This is a genomic window from Mesorhizobium sp. M0019 (assembly GCF_040323975.1).
Classification (GTDB): Bacteria; Pseudomonadota; Alphaproteobacteria; order Rhizobiales; family Rhizobiaceae; genus Mesorhizobium.
The window spans coordinates 42,365-57,566 of record NZ_JAMYVK010000036.1; the positions used below are offsets into that span (position 1 = coordinate 42,365).

Sequence of the window (15,202 nt, forward strand, 5' to 3'; positions counted from 1 at the left end):
CACTTCCGAATCGTCACTAAAGAATCAAAGGTGATTCGCCTTGTCCAGAGGCGCGGCGAAAAAAGATTAAAAATCGACTAAAATAATGGGGTTTTCGGGTGGTCTTCCCTTTTTCCCACAAGGGGAGAACGGGAGGTCGCTTACGCCAGGGTGCGCTCGACGATGTCTCGCAAATCGGCCGACAGCTTCTCGGTATTGGCGATCGAAAGCAACGCCTCCCTTGCCTTGGCCTGCCGCACCGGTTCGAGCGAGCGCCACGACCTGAGCGCCGTCGCCAGCCTGGCGGCCACCTGCGGGTTGCGTTTTTCGACCTGCAGCACCGTTTCGACGAAAAGCCGGTAGCCTTGGCCGTCGGCGCGATGGAAGCCGGTCTGGTTGGCGCTGGAAAACGTACCGATGAGTGCCCGTACCCGGTTCGGGTTGGCCATCGAGAACGCCGGGTGGCTGGTCAAGGCGCGCACCGCGTCCACGGTTTGCGGGCCGGGCACGCTGGCCTGGGTCTGGAACCATTTGTCCATGACCAGCGGATCGGTTGCATATTTCGCCTCGAAATCGGCCAGTGCCTTGGTCGCCTCAGGTGAGCCATGGTGACGGTGCGCAAGAACGGTCAACGCCGCGGCACGATCCGTCATGTTGGTCGCCGATTGGAAGTGCCCGGCAGCGAGTCCCGCACCTCCCGGCAGCAAGGAGAGATAGTCCAGCAGGACATTGCGCAGCGCCCGCCCCCCGGCACTGGCCGCGTCCGGGCTGAACGGGCCATTGTCGGCGAGCCGATCGTAAAGTTTGGAGAATATCTCGCGGTTGGCCTCGGCGATCGCAACTGCCAGCGCCTCGCGCGCCGCGAAAATGGCGTCGGGGTCGATGTTCTTGCCGATGTCGCGGGCGATATCGGCCTCGCCGGGCAGCGCCAGGGCCAGTGCCCGATAGGCGGGTTCGAGTGCTTCGTCGCCGGCTGTCTTGCCGGCAAGCTCGGTCAGCCGGGCGCTGATCTCGGTTGGCCTGTGGTCCAGGATCTGGCGGAAACCGGCAATCAGCGCATCAGTCAAAAGCGTGTTGAACGACTGCCAGCGCGAGAAGGCGTCGCTGTCGTGGCCAGCCAGAAAAAACTGGTCGTCGGGCCGCTGCTCGACCGAAAGCGTCACCGGCGCCGAAAAGCCGCGGTTGAGCGACATGGCCGGACGCTCGACAATCCCGGAAAACCTGACGACATGGCGGCGTTTGCGGATATGGATGACACCGTCCTCGACATTCGCCCCTTCGACGCCGCTATGGGCTATCGCCTCGCCATCGGCGCCAACCAGGCCGAAGGCAAGCGGAATGTGCATCAGCCGCTTGCGGCTTTCCGCCGGTGTTGGCGGCACCGACTGCTCGATTTCGAGCGTGAATTCCCGCGCCGCCGGATTATACGCCGAACTGACGGTCAGGTTCGGGGTACCGGCCTGATGATACCACAGCGAAAACTGCGACAGGTCGCGACCTGAGACGTCTTCGAACACTTTGATGAAGTCTTCGATCGTCGCCGCCTGGCCGTCGTGACGTTCGAAATAGAGGTCCATGCCGGCGCGGAACGTCTCGGCGCCGAGGATGGTATGGATCATGCGCACGACTTCCGAGCCTTTTTCGTAGACCGTCGCCGTGTAGAAATTGTTGATCTCGCGGTAGCGGCGAGGCCGGACCGGATGCGCCAGCGGCCCTTGGTCCTCGGGAAACTGATGGGCGCGCAGCGTACGCACCTCGGCGATGCGCTTGACGGCGCGCGAGCGCTGATCGGCCGAGAATTCGTGGTCGCGGAAAACCGTCAGCCCTTCCTTCAGGCAAAGCTGGAACCAGTCGCGGCAAGTGATTCTGTTACCTGTCCAATTGTGGAAATACTCATGCGCGATGATGGCTTCGATATTGGCGAAATCGGCGTCGGTCGCAGTTTCCTGGTCGGCAAGAACGTACTTGTCGTTGAAGATGTTGAGGCCCTTGTTCTCCATTGCGCCCATATTGAAGTCGGACACGGCGACGATGTTGAAGACATCGAGGTCGTATTCGCGGCCGAATGCCTCCTCGTCCCATTTCATTGACCGTTTCAAAGCGTCCATGGCGTAGCCGGGGAGCCTCTCCTTGCCCGGTTCGACATAGATTCCGAGCTCGACCTTGCGGCCAGACAGGGTGACAAAACTGTCCGAGATCTTGCCGAGGTCGCCCGCCACCAGCGCAAACAAATAGGACGGCTTGGGGAAGGGGTCGTGCCAGACCGCATAGTGCCAGCCGCCGGCAAGCTCGCCGCCACCGGCCGGGTTGCCGTTGGACAAAAGCAGCGGCGCCTCACGGCGCTGAGCTTCGATGCGGACCGTATAGACCGACAGGATGTCGGGACGGTCGAGGAAATAAGTGATGCGGCGAAAGCCTTCGGCCTCGCATTGTGTGCAATAGACGTCGCTCGAGCGATAGAGGCCCATTAGCGCCTCGTTCTGCGCCGGCGCCAACACGGTTTCAATTCTCAGCTGGAAGCACCTTGTCGCAGGGGGGCTGATGATTGTCAGTTGATCGGGCGTGGCGAGAAAATCCGCAGGGCTCGGTTCCTGGCCGTCGATGGCGATGCTGCGGAGCGTCAGCCCGTCGCCATCCAGCACCAGTGGCACCGACGCCGCAATCCCGTCGCGGCGTTCGACCGTCAGCACGGCGGTCACATGCGTTGCTTCAGGCGAAAGGCGGAAAGTCAGGCTGGTTTCCGGAATGAGATAATCACTGGGGCGATAGTCTTCGAGCTTGAAGACCTGGCCGGTATCTGTGCGCATTCCTTGATTTTTCCTGTCGATCCGGGAGCGGCGGGCGGGTCCGCTGGTCCAAATAATTTGAAGTCTGCGCTCTTTACACGAAACGTTCCCTCGACAAAACTGCAGCGACGTCATTTCAGGCGATCATTTCCCAAGCATCATCGCGAGGCTTCCATGACCGTCGTCACGCCGAAATTCGGAACGAGCGCCTCTGTGTTGCCTCGCGAGGATATGGCCTTCATCAAGGGCGCGCGGGAGGCGAGTACGATCGGGTCGACGCCTGCCGCGCTCAATGCGGTGACCGACGCGCTCTACCGCACCTACGGTATCAGGCATATCGACATGCCGGCAACGCCGGCGTGCATCTGGGCGGCGATCGAGGAAGCAAAAGGGGCGTGACAGCCAGACCGGATTTGCCAGTGCTTGCAGCTGGCGATCTTGCCGGCGAGCACAGCACGCTGACCGGGATCTTGCTCAAGATCGTATCGGTGGCGGTCTTCGTCGGCATGTCGTCCTGCATCAAGGCGGCAGGCACCGTGCCGGCGGGCCAGATCGTCTTCTTCCGCTCCTTCTTTGCCATTTTTCCGATCATCGCCTTCCTCGCCTTCCAGGGAAAACTCGGAACCGCCTTTTCGACAAAGCGCCCGCTCAACCACATTGCGCGCGGCGTCGTCGGTGTCTGTGCCATGGGGCTCGGCTTCTTCGCGCTGACGCGGCTGCCGCTGCCGGAGGCGATCACACTGAACTACGCGCAGCCGCTGCTGGTCGTGGTGTTCAGTTCGATCTTCCTCGGCGAAGCCATCCGCATCTATCGCTGGAGTGCGGTTGCCGTCGGCCTGGTCGGGGTGCTGATCATCTCGTGGCCGGAACTGACGCTGCTCAGTTCGGGCGCTGCCCTTGGCGATCAGGAGGTGCTTGGCGTCATCGGCGCCCTCATCGCCGCGGCGATCTCGGCCATCGCCATGCTCCTGGTTCGCAACCTCGTCCAGAGCGAGCGGACGGCGACCATCGTGCTGTGGTTTTCGGTAACCGCGAGCGTCATGGCGCTGCTTTCGCTGCCATTCGGCTGGCAGGCGCTGACGCCAGCACAGGCGGGGCTTCTGATTGCCGCGGGTTTTTGCGGCGGGCTTGGCCAGATCCTGATGACCTCGGCCTATCGCCATGCCGAGGCTTCCGTCGTAGCACCTTTCGAATACACTTCGATGATCCTCGGCGTCGTCGTCGGCTATCTGGTCTTTGGCGACGTCGCCACGATCAACATGCTGGTCGGCGGCATGATCGTGGTTGCGGCGGGGATTTTCATCATCTGGCGCGAGCGCCAGCTGGGTCTCGAACGCACCCGCACCCGCAAGGCCGTCGCGCCGGAAGGGTGATCAGCCCGCTGCGTCGGTCCGCTCTTTCGCCAGCCGCATCAGCACCGCCCGCGTCTGCTCGTCGGCGGGGAAAAAAGATTCGATCGCCAGCTCCGACAGCGTCACGTCGAGCGGCGTGCCGAACACGGTGATGGTGCTGATGAACGACAGCACCGCGTCGCCATGGGCAAGCTTGAGCGGATGGACAATCGCGTTCGGTTCGACCGGCGCCGGCCGGCTGCTTTTAAGGCCGGACGGATAGGCCCGAAGCTCGCGCTCGAGCTCGACCAGAACCGGATCGGCGGCAGCGTCGTTCTGCCGCTTCAGCCGCTCCAGAAGATGCGTCCGCCATTCCGCAGGGTTGACGATGCGCGGCGCGATGCCGCCGGGATGCAGGCTGAGGCGCAACACGTTGACCGGCGGCTTCAGCAGGGAGGCGTCGGCGACATTGGCGAGGAACGGGCCGATGGCGGCGTTCGCCGACACCAGGTTCCAATGCCGGTCCACGGCAAGCGCCGGGAACGGCTCGTGCGCCTTGAGCACGGTCTCGACCGCCGCCATCGCCGGTGCCATCGAGGCATCGTCAAGTGGTCGTTCGCTGAAGCTCGGGGCAAAGCCGGCGGCCAGCAGCAGCTGGTTGCGCTGCCTGAGCGGGATCGAGAGCTGCTCTGCCAGATGCAACACCATATCACGCGAGGGTGCGGCGCGGCCGCTTTCCACGAAACTCAGATGCCGCTGCGAGATCTCGGCCTCCATAGCAAGGTCGAGCTGGCTCATGCGCCGGCGTGTACGCCATTCGCGAATGAGACTGCCGGCGGAAATCTGGGCTGCTGTCATGACGAGATGACTAGGCCGGAAGTGGGCGCATTTCAATTACCTGCTAGGTCATGATGCCGCCCTTCCTTCCTCGCAAGGGGAGGACGGAAGACGCGTTCTGCACCGTTACCCAAGTGCCCGCAACTTCGCCTTCACTTCGAGGAAATCCCGCCACGCCAGCTTCTTGTGCGCCGGCGTTCTCAACAAATAGGCCGGATGCAGGGTCGGCATGGCGGGAATGGCGACGCCAGACGGGGTCGTGTGGACGCGCCAGTTGCCGCGCAGCCGCAATATGCCTTCGGAGGTGTTGAGCAGGGTCTTTGCCGACGGGCCGCCGAGATTGACCAGCACCTTCGGATTGACCAGTTCGATCTGCCGCTCGATGAACGGCCGGCAGATCTCGGTCTCGTGCGGCGTCGGCGTGCGGTTGCCCGGCGGCCGCCAGGGAATCACGTTGGCGATGTAGGCAGATGTCCGGTCAAGACCGATCGCGGCCAGCATGCGGTCGAGCAGCCGGCCCGAGCGGCCGACGAACGGCAAGCCCTCTATGTCCTCGTCGCGGCCCGGTGCTTCGCCGACCAGCATCACCGCGGCAGTCGGATTGCCGTCGGCGAACACCAGGTTCTTGGCGGTGAATTTAAGATTGCAGCCGTCGAATGCCGCCATGTTCTGGCGAAGCTCGTCGAGGCTTGCCGCCGATCTCGCCAGTTGCCGCGCCAACGCCGCCTGCGCCTCGTCGGGCACCGTTGCGGTGGCCGGGGGCGTTCGCACTGCCGGTGCCGTATTCGGTCTCTCGCCCATTTCGGCACGCGACACGCTCGTCGAGCGTTGCTGCGCTGCATCTTCACCGGCCGGCAGAGCGGCAGCCACAGGCACCCGCTCCGGCGGCCTGGCTTCTGCAAACCTGTTTACCGGCTGTTCTTCAAGTGCCTCGTCGACGCCGGCGCTGGCGTAGAAGGCCAGCAGCTCGGCGAGATCGGCTCGGCTAGTGTGGGGGGCGGCAGTCATGGTTTCACATTCGGCCGCGGAGCTTGAATTTGCAAGTTCAGCTCGACGGTATGCGCGGATCCTGCACCAGATAGAACGTCCAGCGCGGCGTGTAGTCGGTGATCAGGAAATAGAAGCTGGCGGTCTTCAGCGGGTCGATCTTGCCGTTCTTGAACAGCAGGCGGTCATACGGTTCGAAATTGCGGTCGAAATCGGCGTAGCTGCTCGACCAGATATTTTCGGGCGTTTTGTTGCGCTGGTCGAACGACAGGCCGTCGCCGAACACGCTCGGCTGGTCGAGGATCTCTTGGAGTTCGAACTGGAACTCGACCCAGGCTTGGCCGCTATTGTTGAGCACGTCGATGCGCATATACATCAGACCATTGGCGAAGTCTCCCGCCTTGCCGAACGGCTGGATCGGCCTTGTCGTGCGAATGGCCAGCGTTACCGGCGTCGCTGAATTCAGCTCTTCGGTGATGACCAGCGGATCCTCCTTCGTGCCGATGCCGGAAGCCCCGGTGATGCGGAAACCGCCGCGCTCGTCGGAAAAGGAATAGGCGCCGGTCGCCCAGACCAGTTGCTGCTCGGCATGGGCATCGAGGGCCGTCAGTGGCAGAAGCGCCAAGAGCGCCGCACGGCAAAACCGGCCGGGCGTGAAAAAAAAGCGCGTCGATGAAAAGCCAGCCGGCCCGAATATGCGCATGGCGGGAAGTATGGCCGATAAGCAAGCCGTCGAACAATTAAAAACATCAGTGCGACATATCTGTGCAAACGGAATAGGATTGAAGATTGATGCTCGTCACCGCGAATCTGTGCGGCAGGACGCGACTTTTTGACGAAATCGGTATTGTCACGTCCGCGCCGGTTTCCCGTCGCTATTTGATGCGCTATGCAGCGCGTGAGCCAGCAAGATGCCGGGAATAGCGAGCCAGTGAGGGATCGATGAGCGATATCGAACGCGAAAGCATGGAATTCGACGTGGTCATCGTCGGCGCCGGCCCGGCCGGCCTCGCCGCCGCGATCCGTCTCAAGCAGGTCAATCCCGAGCTTTCCGTCGTCGTGCTGGAAAAGGGCGGCGAAGTCGGCGCGCACATCCTGTCCGGCGCCGTCGTCGATCCGATCGGCATCGACCGGCTGCTGCCCGGCTGGCGCGAAGAGGAGGGTCATCCCTTCAGGACACCGGTCACCGACGACCATTTCCTGGTTCTCGGCCCCGCCGGTTCGTTCCGTCTGCCCAATATCCTCATGCCGCCGCTGATGAACAATCACGGCAACTATATCGTCTCGCTCGGCAATGTCTGCCGCTGGCTGGCGACCAAGGCCGAGGCGCTGGGCGTCGAGATCTATCCGGGCTTTGCCGCGGTCGGCCTGCTCTACAACGAGGCCGGTGCGGTCACCGGCGTCGTCACCGGCGACATGGGCGTCGAGAAGGACGGCACGCATGGTCCGGGCTTTGCGCCGGGCATGGCGCTGATGGGCAAATATGTCTTGATCGGCGAGGGCGCGCGCGGCTCGCTGGCCAAGCAACTGATCGCCAAACACCACCTTTCCGACGGTCGTGAGCCCGGAAAATACGGCATCGGCCTCAAGGAACTCTGGCAGATCAAACCGGAAAACCACCGGCCCGGCCTTGTCCAGCATTCCTTCGGCTGGCCGCTCGATATGAAGACCGGCGGCGGCTCCTTCCTCTACCATCTCGAGGACAACCAGGTGGCAGTCGGCTTCGTCGTTCACCTGAACTACAAGAACCCCTATCTGTCGCCCTTTGACGAGTTCCAGCGCTTCAAGACCCATCCGGCGATCCGCGGCACCTTCGAGGGTGCCAAGCGGCTGGGCTACGGTGCCCGCGCCATCACCGAAGGCGGCTGGCAGTCGGTGCCGAAACTGTCCTTTCCCGGCGGTGCGCTGATCGGCTGCGCGGCCGGCTTCGTCAACGTGCCGCGCATCAAGGGCTCGCACAATGCCGTGCTCTCCGGAATGCTGGCGGCCGAGCATGTCTGTGATGCGATAGCCGCCGGCCGCACCAATGACGAGCTGGCCTCCTACGAGGCCACCTGGCGCGCCACCGATATCGGCAAGGACCTGAAGAAAGTGCGCAACGTCAAGCCGCTATGGTCGCGCTTCGGCACCATTGTCGGCGTCGGCCTTGGCGGCCTCGACATGTGGCTGAACACGCTGTTCGGCTTCTCGCCCTTCGGCACGATGAAGCACGGCAGGGCCGACTACGCGACGCTGGAACCGGCCGCCGCGCACCAGAAGATCGCCTACCCGAAGCCGGACGGGGTGCTGACCTTCGACCGGCTGTCGTCGGTGTTCCTGTCCAACACCAACCACGAGGAGAACGAGCCGGTGCATCTGCTCGTCGCCGACATGGACCTGCAGAAGCGCTCCGAGCATGACGTCTATGCGGGGCCCTCGACGCGTTACTGCCCGGCCAGCGTCTACGAATGGGTCGACAAGGATGGCAATGCCGCCGCCGATCCTGCGGCCAAGGATGTGCGCTTCGTCATCAACGCGCAGAACTGCGTGCACTGCAAGACTTGCGACATCAAGGACCCGAACCAGAACATAAATTGGGTGCCGCCACAGGGCGGCGAGGGCCCGGTCTACCAGAACATGTAAGTCACAAGGTTTGCTCCGGACTAAACAAGATGAGGAGCAGCGCAACCGTAGGATTGTTGAATAAACCGCCTGCCTGTGTTTCCTTTCTGCGGCGACAGGGAGGAAGGAAAAATGCGCCTGGCAGTTCTGACGAGCGTTGTGGCGATCGGGGCATTGTGCGCCCCTGCAGCCTTGGCCGGCACTAAGGTGCTGGTCAAGACACGAACTTACAGCATTGCCGGAACCACCGGCGCGGCCCTGATCGAGGCCATGGATCGCAGTGGGCCGAAGCACGGCTTCATGACCCACGCCATCGCGCAGACCGGCTACAGCGTCGATGATTGGACCTTCGACGCCCATCGGGAAAACGGCGTCTGCCGCCTGCGCCAGGCCAACGGGACGCTCAATCTCTTCTATACCTATCCCAAACTAGTCTCAGCCACGTCGCCTGCGCTGCAGAAGCGCTGGAAGCGGTTCTTCGCTGGCGTCCGCGCCCATGAAGAGACCCATGGCCGCATCGCCAGACAGATGATGCGGGCCACCGAAAAGTCGGTTCGAGGGCTGACAGTCGGTGATGACCCGCACTGTTTCGAGGCACGTCGCGAGGCAAAGCGCCGGATCAATGCCATCTATGCCGAATACGAGGCAAAGCAGATCGCCTTCGATGCGCACGAGCATCGCGACGGCGGCCCTGTCGAGCACCTCATCCGCGCTTTTGTAGGCCAGTAATAAGCCAGGTCGAGATTGGACTGCGGATTTTCAGCTTCGCGTCCCGCCAGGCAGCGCCGCAAGCGCGGTCGCCGTCTGGTGCTCGTCGAGCGGCTTTTGTTCATCCGACCGTAGCGAAAACTCCACCAGCACCGGCAGATGGTCTGAGCCGGTGTCCTCAAGGGTCGACGCCGAACGGATAACGATGGCGCCCTTGCTGAAAACCTGGTCGATCGGCAGTCCGGCGAAGCGCAGGAAATCCGGCAGCCTTCTGTAGAGCCAGGTCGGCCCGACCGACGGCATTACAGTCAGCTTGCCAAGCGATGCGACGCGCCGGACGGCGGCGCTCCATGGCGCTGCGTTGCAGTCGCCTGCCAGGATCGACGTCTCGCCAAGCGAGGCGATTTCGTCAGACAACCCTCCAATCTGCCGTGATTGGTTGTGCGGCCATGGCCAGGTGAGGTGGATGGCGGCGACATCGACGTCGGTTCCGCCGAAATCGACCGTGGCGATCGCCATCGCGCCGCGGCTGTCGCAGTGCGGCTCCGTGCCTATGGCAAACGGTCGTCTGGACAGCAGCGCAACGCCGAACACGCCATTGGGATATGGGCAGAGGATCCGGTGGGGATAGGCGCCGGATAGCAGCCCAAGCTTTGCCTTCCACATCTCGGACACCTCGTCGAGGGTGATCACATCAGGCTGGGTCCGGCCGATCAGCGACAGCACCTGCTCAGGCGTTGGATTGTTGAACCTGAGGTTCATCTGCAGCAGGCGGTAGACTGGCTCGTCACCGGGTTTGGCTTCGTAGCCGGCCTGCACCTGCCATAGCCGCGAAAGCGGCAAGGCATTCGACGTAGTGGCAAAGGAGGCTATCGCAAACAGCAATGCGGCCGCGGCCTGCAGGCGAAACGAGGTGGCGAGCAGCGGCAGCGCGCAAAGCGCCATCAGCACCGAAAAATGGACGCGGAAATGAGCAAAGGAATCGAGGGCCGGATGCAGCGAGCCGAAGAACCCGGCCACCAGCGCGGCCGAGAGTGCAAGCATTGCGACGAATGCCAGCGCAACCGTCATGTCCCGAACACGTGCCATCGCTTTGTCTATCGGCAGAAATGCGGCTCAATCAAGATGACGAAATGTCCTGACCCGGACCGACACATGCGATTCGGCATTTACTGGAAGGCCGTTTCCGAAAAGCTCCTGAGCTTGCGCGAATGCAGTCGCTCCATCGGCATTTCAGCCAGCTTCTCCATCGCCCTGATGCCGATGGTCAGGTGCTGCGCCACTTGCCGCTTGTAGAACTCGGTCGCCATGCCGGGCAGCTTCAATTCGCCATGCAGCGGCTTGTCGGATACGCAAAGCAGCGTGCCATAGGGAACCCGGAAGCGGAAGCCGTTGGCAGCGATCGTCGCCGATTCCATATCGAGCGCGATCGCCCGCGACTGCGACAGCCGCTGCACCGGCCCGCGCTGGTCGCGCAGCTCCCAATTGCGGTTGTCGATAGTGGCGACGGTGCCAGTGCGCATGATGCGCTTGAGATCGTATCCGGAAAGCCCGGTGACCTCGGCGACCGCTTCCTGCAGCGCCACCTGGATTTCGGCTAGCGGCGGGATCGGCACCCAGACCGGAAGATCGTCGTCGAGGACATGGTCTTCTCGTACATAGGCATGGGCCAGCACATAATCCCCGAGCGCCTGCGTGTTGCGCAGGCCGGCGCAATGGCCGAGCATCACCCAGGCATGCGGCCGGAGCACCGCAATATGGTCGGTGATCGTCTTGGCGTTGGAAGGCCCAACGCCGATATTGACCATGGTGATGCCGCCATGATTCGGCTTCTTCAGATGATAGGCCGGCATCTGCGGCAGGCGAGGGGGCGCAGCACCCTCACCGGGCGCGCCGTCCCCTGCTTTGGTCACGATGTTGCCCGGCTCGACGAACTCGACATATCCGTCACCGCCATTGGCCATCAATTCGCGTGCACGGGCGACGAATTCGTCGATATAGAATTGGTAGTTGGTGAACAGCACGAAGTTCTGGAAATGCTGGGGGCTGGTCGCCGTATAATGCGACATCCGGTGCAGCGAATAGTCGATCCGTTGCGCGGTGAACGGCGCCAGCGGCCGTGCCTCGCCCAATGCCACTTCGAACGTGCCGTTGGCGATCTGGTCGTCGGTGCCGTCGAGATCTGGCACGTCGAACAGGTCACGGATCGGCCGTTTGATGCGTTCGGCAGCAGCGCCGTCGACATGGGTGCCTTCGAGGAAGGCGAAATGCAGCGGGATGGGAGTGGTCGATTCCGAAACCGTGACCGGAACGCCGTGGTTGCGCATGATCAGCCGAAGCTGTTCGGTGAGGTAGCTTTCGAAAAGAGCAGGCTGGGTGATGGTGGTTGAGAAATGCCCCGGCGTCGGCATGTGGCCATAGGCCTGCCGCGAGTCGATTTGCGTGAAGGAACTCGTGGTGACGCCGATCTCCGGATAGAAAGCCCGGTAGCGTTTGTTGTTGTCGCCGCCCGCGGCGAGCGCGGCAAATGAATCGCGCAGGAACTTGGTGTTGCGGTCGTAAAGCACCTGTAGGGCCGCGACGGCCTTCTTGGCGTCGTTGAAGCTCTGCCGGCCAAACGGCTCCGGCGTGACCACCGATTCAATGGCTTGGGGATAGATTCGCTTTTCCATGACCCAATATAGAGAGTTGGACGCGCGGTTGGGAGGGGGTAAGGCGGCCTCAATACGCGCTGTCGGCGTTTTTCGGTCTGCTAACCGCGCTGCAGGCTAACCAGCAGCACAAAGCCGAGGCCTGACTTCCTCAACGCAGGCGCCTCGATCGTCGAGCCGGCATTGGTGCGCATCGTCGGCACCGCCAGTACCGGTACCGAAAGAACAGTCAGGATGAGCGCCGCGCGCGGCAGCAGCCGAAGCGTCTTGAGGGTGTTGGCGGCGAGGCGGTTCATTGGCGTTTTGCTTTTCTCTAAAGGTTCAGCTCTTTGTCGGGTTCAGTGGCGAAGCTGGTTCGGGCAACCGAGCCGGCAGGAAATGGCGACGTCCCAGGCGCGGGCCGGGCGGCCGGCTTCGGCGACAAGGACGGCGAACAACATGCCGAACAGGCTCATCAGCAGGCAGACGATGGTGAAGCGGCGGGCAAGCATTGCGCGGTGTCTCCTTCAACACGCATGACAATGCCTTGCCCAGGGTGAACCGGCTCTGATCCCGGCGTTCATCTGGGGTTCAAAAATGGTTGATGATCTCTGAGAGGGTCCGCTTTGAGTGCAGCGACCCATGGCGACGCCATGGCTGCGAGACCGATAACATGAAAACGGGGCCGACTGGCCCCGCTCACCCCGGCAGGAAGGGCACGATCAGAGCTTGTGCCAGGTCTGGCTCTTGCAGATCAGCCCGCCGAGCACGCAGCCGCTCATCTTGAGCGAACTGCCGGAAAGCGAAGCCTTGCCCGAATAAGTCTTGTCGGTTTCCGGGTCGGTTATGGTGCCGGCATATTTGTTGTCGCCGGCAACCTTCAGTGAACCGATGTTCTTGCCGGCAAATTTGCCGGATTTGAGCGTAATCGAAAATGCCCCGCCGCCACCCGAAATGGCGGCAGTCGATCCGGCTTGCGTTTTCCAATTGCCTTCGATCGGATCGGCCCATGCCGCGCCGGTCATCATTATTGCGGCCGCGAGGGCCAGGCTCACTTGTCGAAACATGTCTTTCCTCCCTCAGGTAAGTCCAATCGGGCTCCGTCCCGGGTGTCTGCCCCTTACGCAAACGTAAGCTAGTCCAGCTCCCGGAAAAACAAAAGCGGTGCCGCGACGGAAGGGTTGCGGGTTTTTGCCCGCTCCCGATCGGCCGCGCCGGCGAAAAATGAAACGGGCCGCACACGTCTTTGTCTTCTGTGGTTAGCGGAGTCTTGATCCGCGCCTCGCAAGTTTTCTTCAAATCTTGTGCAAACCGGCGCGATTGCTGGCTTTGTATCCTTAACGAATTTTCGCGTTTACCTCTTGTTTTAGCTTTGTTTTCCTCAAATTAAGCACGCCATTTAACGACGGATTCAAGCCTCCGGGGCATTCTCGAAAGCATCGAAAGAGCGGCCGCCCCCGACGGTAATCAAGGACACCGAGGGACAGACGAAGACAGCTCTCGGGAGCCAGAACAGGGGATTTGAAATGGCACGTTTTGAAATGCTTGAAGCCGGCTTCGGCGCCATGGGGGCAACTGCCCAGGCCGATATTCTTTTCGAGTTGGGCATGATGTATGCGACTGGCCGCGATTGCGAGACCGATGTCGTCGCCGCCCACAAATGGTTCAACATCGCCGCGATCAAGGGTTCGGCCCGCGCCGCGGAACTGCGCTCCGAATTGTCTGCCGCCATGTCGAAGGTCGAGATCGCCAAGGCGCTGCGCGAAGCTCGCGAATGGATGACGATGCACTGAATTCGCCGGCATCGACTTCACAAGGGTACTGACCTCACAACAGGGATGCTTCGGGTCAAGGCCGCGCAGAGGGCCGGGCCCGAACAATCAAGGCCGCGCAAGACGGCTGAGCCAACAAGATCAAGAACACGGCGGCAAGCTGTGCAATAAACCGTACAAACAGGGAAGGCGAGCGGGTCTCGGTGGTGATACCTCGGAAGCTCGATGAGAAAAGCTGCGACCGGCCGGAACAAGGCTGGCGCGGCTTTGTCTTTGGGACTGCGTGTTGCAGGCCCAATCGAGTGCCGACGATGCGTCTAGACAGCCCCGGTGAAGGATGAAATTCTCCCGCCACTCTGGAAGAGGCGCGGCCGGGACGGTCGCGCGAGAATGGAGGAGTTGTGTCACCATGAAGAAATTCAGTATTTTGAGCGCCGCCATATTTGGCCTGATGATGACCGCGCCGGTCGCCTTCGCCGACGAAATCACCTTTTCGGTGGTCGGACCGATGACCGGTCAGCTTGCCACCATCGGCGATCAGTTCAAGCAGGGCGCGCAAGCCGCCGCCGACGCGATCAACGCGGCGGGCGGCGTCGACGGCCGCCAGGTCAAGCTCGACATCGAGGATGACCAGTGCGATCCGAAGCAGGCGGTTTCGGTCGCCAACCGCATCATCGCCAATGGTGTCAAGTTCATCGATGGCCACGCCTGCTCAGGCTCCAGCATCCCGGCCTCCGCTGTCTACGCCGAAGCCGGTGCGCTGATGATGAGTCCGGCTTCCTCGAACCCGGTGTTGACCGACGCAGCGGCCAAGGCCGGCTGGGCGACGATCATGCGCCTCTATACGCGCGACGATGCGCAGGGCGCTTTCATCGGTCCCTGGATCGCCAAGAAATATGCCGGCAAGAACGTCGTCATCCTGCACGACAAGAGCGCCTATGGGCAGGGCGTGGCCGATGCCGTCAAGGCAACGATGAACCAGAACGGTCTCAATGAAATCCTCTACGAGGGCATCAACGCTGGCGAGAAGGACTATTCCGCTCTTGTTACCAAGCTCAAGGAGCTGAAAGCCGACGTCGTCTATTTCGGCGGCTATCACCCCGAAGCCGGCCTGATCCTGCGTCAGTCGGCGGAGCAGAACCTCAAGTTCCAGTTGATCATGCCGGACTCGATCGCTTCGCCGGAATTCTGGCAGGTTGCCGGTCCGGCCGGCGAAGGCACCATGTTCGTCTTCCCGTCGGATCCGCAGGCGAAGCCCGAAGCCAAGGAAGCCATCGCCAAGATCAAGGCCGGCGGCTTCGTGCCGGAGGGCTTCACGCTGTTTTCCTATGCGGTGATCCAGGCCTTCGCCGAAGGCATCAAACGCGCCGGCAGCGACGATCCGGCAAAAGTCGCCGAAGCGTTGAAGAACGGCCAGCCGATCAGCACGGTTGTCGGGTCAGTCACCTTCGACGAGAAGGGCGACCTCAAGAACGCCAGCTACGACATCAACCAGTGGCACGACGGCAAATACGCGCCGATCCAGCCGTGATGGCCGCGGCGCGGCAAGACGCGCTGCTGTAATTGAACAT

General features: G+C 62.1%; 16 protein-coding genes. 7 read left to right on the top strand and 9 right to left on the bottom strand.

Going from position 1 to position 15,202, the window contains the following annotated elements; genetic code table 11:
* Positions 1-140: 140 nt before the first annotated feature.
* Entirely contained in the window at positions 141-2,786 is a 2,646-nt protein-coding gene (gene pepN, locus NKK47_RS23675) for an aminopeptidase N (RefSeq protein ID WP_352578432.1), read from the bottom strand.
* A gap of 153 nt (positions 2,787-2,939) precedes the next feature.
* Between pepN and NKK47_RS23680 the strand changes: the two genes are divergently transcribed.
* The gene (locus NKK47_RS23680) at positions 2,940-3,164 is read left to right on the top strand and encodes a hypothetical protein (RefSeq protein WP_352578453.1); all 225 of its coding nucleotides are present in this window, start codon (positions 2,940-2,942) and stop codon (positions 3,162-3,164) included.
* Positions 3,161-4,138: a DMT family transporter gene (locus NKK47_RS23685; protein WP_502905037.1), complete on the top strand. Its 978-nt coding sequence runs from the start codon at positions 3,161-3,163 to the stop codon at positions 4,136-4,138. Before NKK47_RS23680 ends, NKK47_RS23685 begins: the two co-directional genes overlap by 4 nt.
* Here NKK47_RS23685 and NKK47_RS23690 read toward each other — a convergent pair whose 3' ends face one another.
* From NKK47_RS23690 to NKK47_RS23700, 3 genes are all read right to left on the bottom strand, one after another.
* Positions 4,139-4,954 carry a helix-turn-helix domain-containing protein gene (locus tag NKK47_RS23690; protein WP_352578433.1) on the bottom strand — a complete coding sequence of 272 codons (816 nt, stop codon included), beginning with the start codon at positions 4,952-4,954 and terminating at the stop codon, positions 4,139-4,141. It abuts the gene before it with no gap.
* Between the two features lie 105 nt (positions 4,955-5,059).
* Positions 5,060-5,941, bottom strand: a complete 882-nt coding sequence (locus NKK47_RS23695) for a uracil-DNA glycosylase (RefSeq protein WP_352578434.1) — start codon at positions 5,939-5,941, stop codon at positions 5,060-5,062.
* Positions 5,942-5,978: 37 nt separating this feature from the next.
* Positions 5,979-6,623: a hypothetical protein gene (locus NKK47_RS23700; RefSeq protein ID WP_352454345.1), complete on the bottom strand. Its 645-nt coding sequence runs from the start codon at positions 6,621-6,623 to the stop codon at positions 5,979-5,981.
* Here NKK47_RS23700 and NKK47_RS23705 point away from each other — a divergent pair.
* The 3 genes from NKK47_RS23705 to NKK47_RS23715 all read left to right on the top strand — a co-directional run bounded on the left by NKK47_RS23705 (position 6,574) and on the right by NKK47_RS23715 (position 9,250).
* Positions 6,574-6,756 (top strand): hypothetical protein, encoded by a 183-nt coding sequence (locus NKK47_RS23705; RefSeq protein WP_198023574.1) that lies wholly within the window; start codon positions 6,574-6,576, stop codon positions 6,754-6,756. The two genes, NKK47_RS23700 and NKK47_RS23705, sit on opposite strands and share 50 nt — an antisense overlap.
* A gap of 106 nt (positions 6,757-6,862) precedes the next feature.
* A complete protein-coding gene (locus NKK47_RS23710) occupies positions 6,863-8,542 on the top strand; it encodes an electron transfer flavoprotein-ubiquinone oxidoreductase (RefSeq protein ID WP_023677807.1) in 1,680 nt (559 codons plus the stop codon).
* A gap of 111 nt (positions 8,543-8,653) precedes the next feature.
* The gene (locus NKK47_RS23715; RefSeq protein ID WP_352454346.1) at positions 8,654-9,250 is read left to right on the top strand and encodes a DUF922 domain-containing protein; all 597 of its coding nucleotides are present in this window, start codon (positions 8,654-8,656) and stop codon (positions 9,248-9,250) included.
* Positions 9,251-9,280: 30 nt separating this feature from the next.
* Here the strand turns inward: NKK47_RS23715 and NKK47_RS23720 are convergent, their stop codons facing one another.
* From NKK47_RS23720 to NKK47_RS23740, 5 genes are all read right to left on the bottom strand, one after another.
* Entirely contained in the window at positions 9,281-10,318 is a 1,038-nt protein-coding gene (locus NKK47_RS23720; RefSeq protein ID WP_352578435.1) for an endonuclease/exonuclease/phosphatase family protein, read from the bottom strand.
* Positions 10,319-10,398: 80 nt separating this feature from the next.
* Positions 10,399-11,901, bottom strand: a complete 1,503-nt coding sequence (locus tag NKK47_RS23725) for an AMP nucleosidase (RefSeq protein WP_352454348.1) — start codon at positions 11,899-11,901, stop codon at positions 10,399-10,401.
* Between the two features lie 80 nt (positions 11,902-11,981).
* Positions 11,982-12,176: a hypothetical protein gene (locus NKK47_RS23730; RefSeq protein ID WP_352454349.1), complete on the bottom strand. Its 195-nt coding sequence runs from the start codon at positions 12,174-12,176 to the stop codon at positions 11,982-11,984.
* 42 nt (positions 12,177-12,218) lie between these two features.
* Positions 12,219-12,371, bottom strand: coding sequence for a hypothetical protein (locus NKK47_RS23735; RefSeq protein ID WP_023718367.1), 153 nt, complete (start codon positions 12,369-12,371; stop codon positions 12,219-12,221).
* 210 nt (positions 12,372-12,581) lie between these two features.
* Complete coding sequence (locus NKK47_RS23740; protein WP_023677801.1) at positions 12,582-12,926, bottom strand: DUF2147 domain-containing protein; 345 nt, start codon at positions 12,924-12,926, stop codon at positions 12,582-12,584.
* Between the two features lie 459 nt (positions 12,927-13,385).
* Between NKK47_RS23740 and NKK47_RS23745 the strand changes: the two genes are divergently transcribed.
* On the top strand, positions 13,386-13,652 hold the full coding sequence (locus NKK47_RS23745) for an SEL1-like repeat protein (RefSeq protein ID WP_010915070.1): 267 nt from the start codon (positions 13,386-13,388) through the stop codon (positions 13,650-13,652).
* A 388-nt stretch (positions 13,653-14,040) separates the two neighbouring features.
* The gene (locus NKK47_RS23750) at positions 14,041-15,162 is read left to right on the top strand and encodes an ABC transporter substrate-binding protein (protein ID WP_352454350.1); all 1,122 of its coding nucleotides are present in this window, start codon (positions 14,041-14,043) and stop codon (positions 15,160-15,162) included.
* The last annotated feature ends 40 nt before the right edge of the window (positions 15,163-15,202 follow it).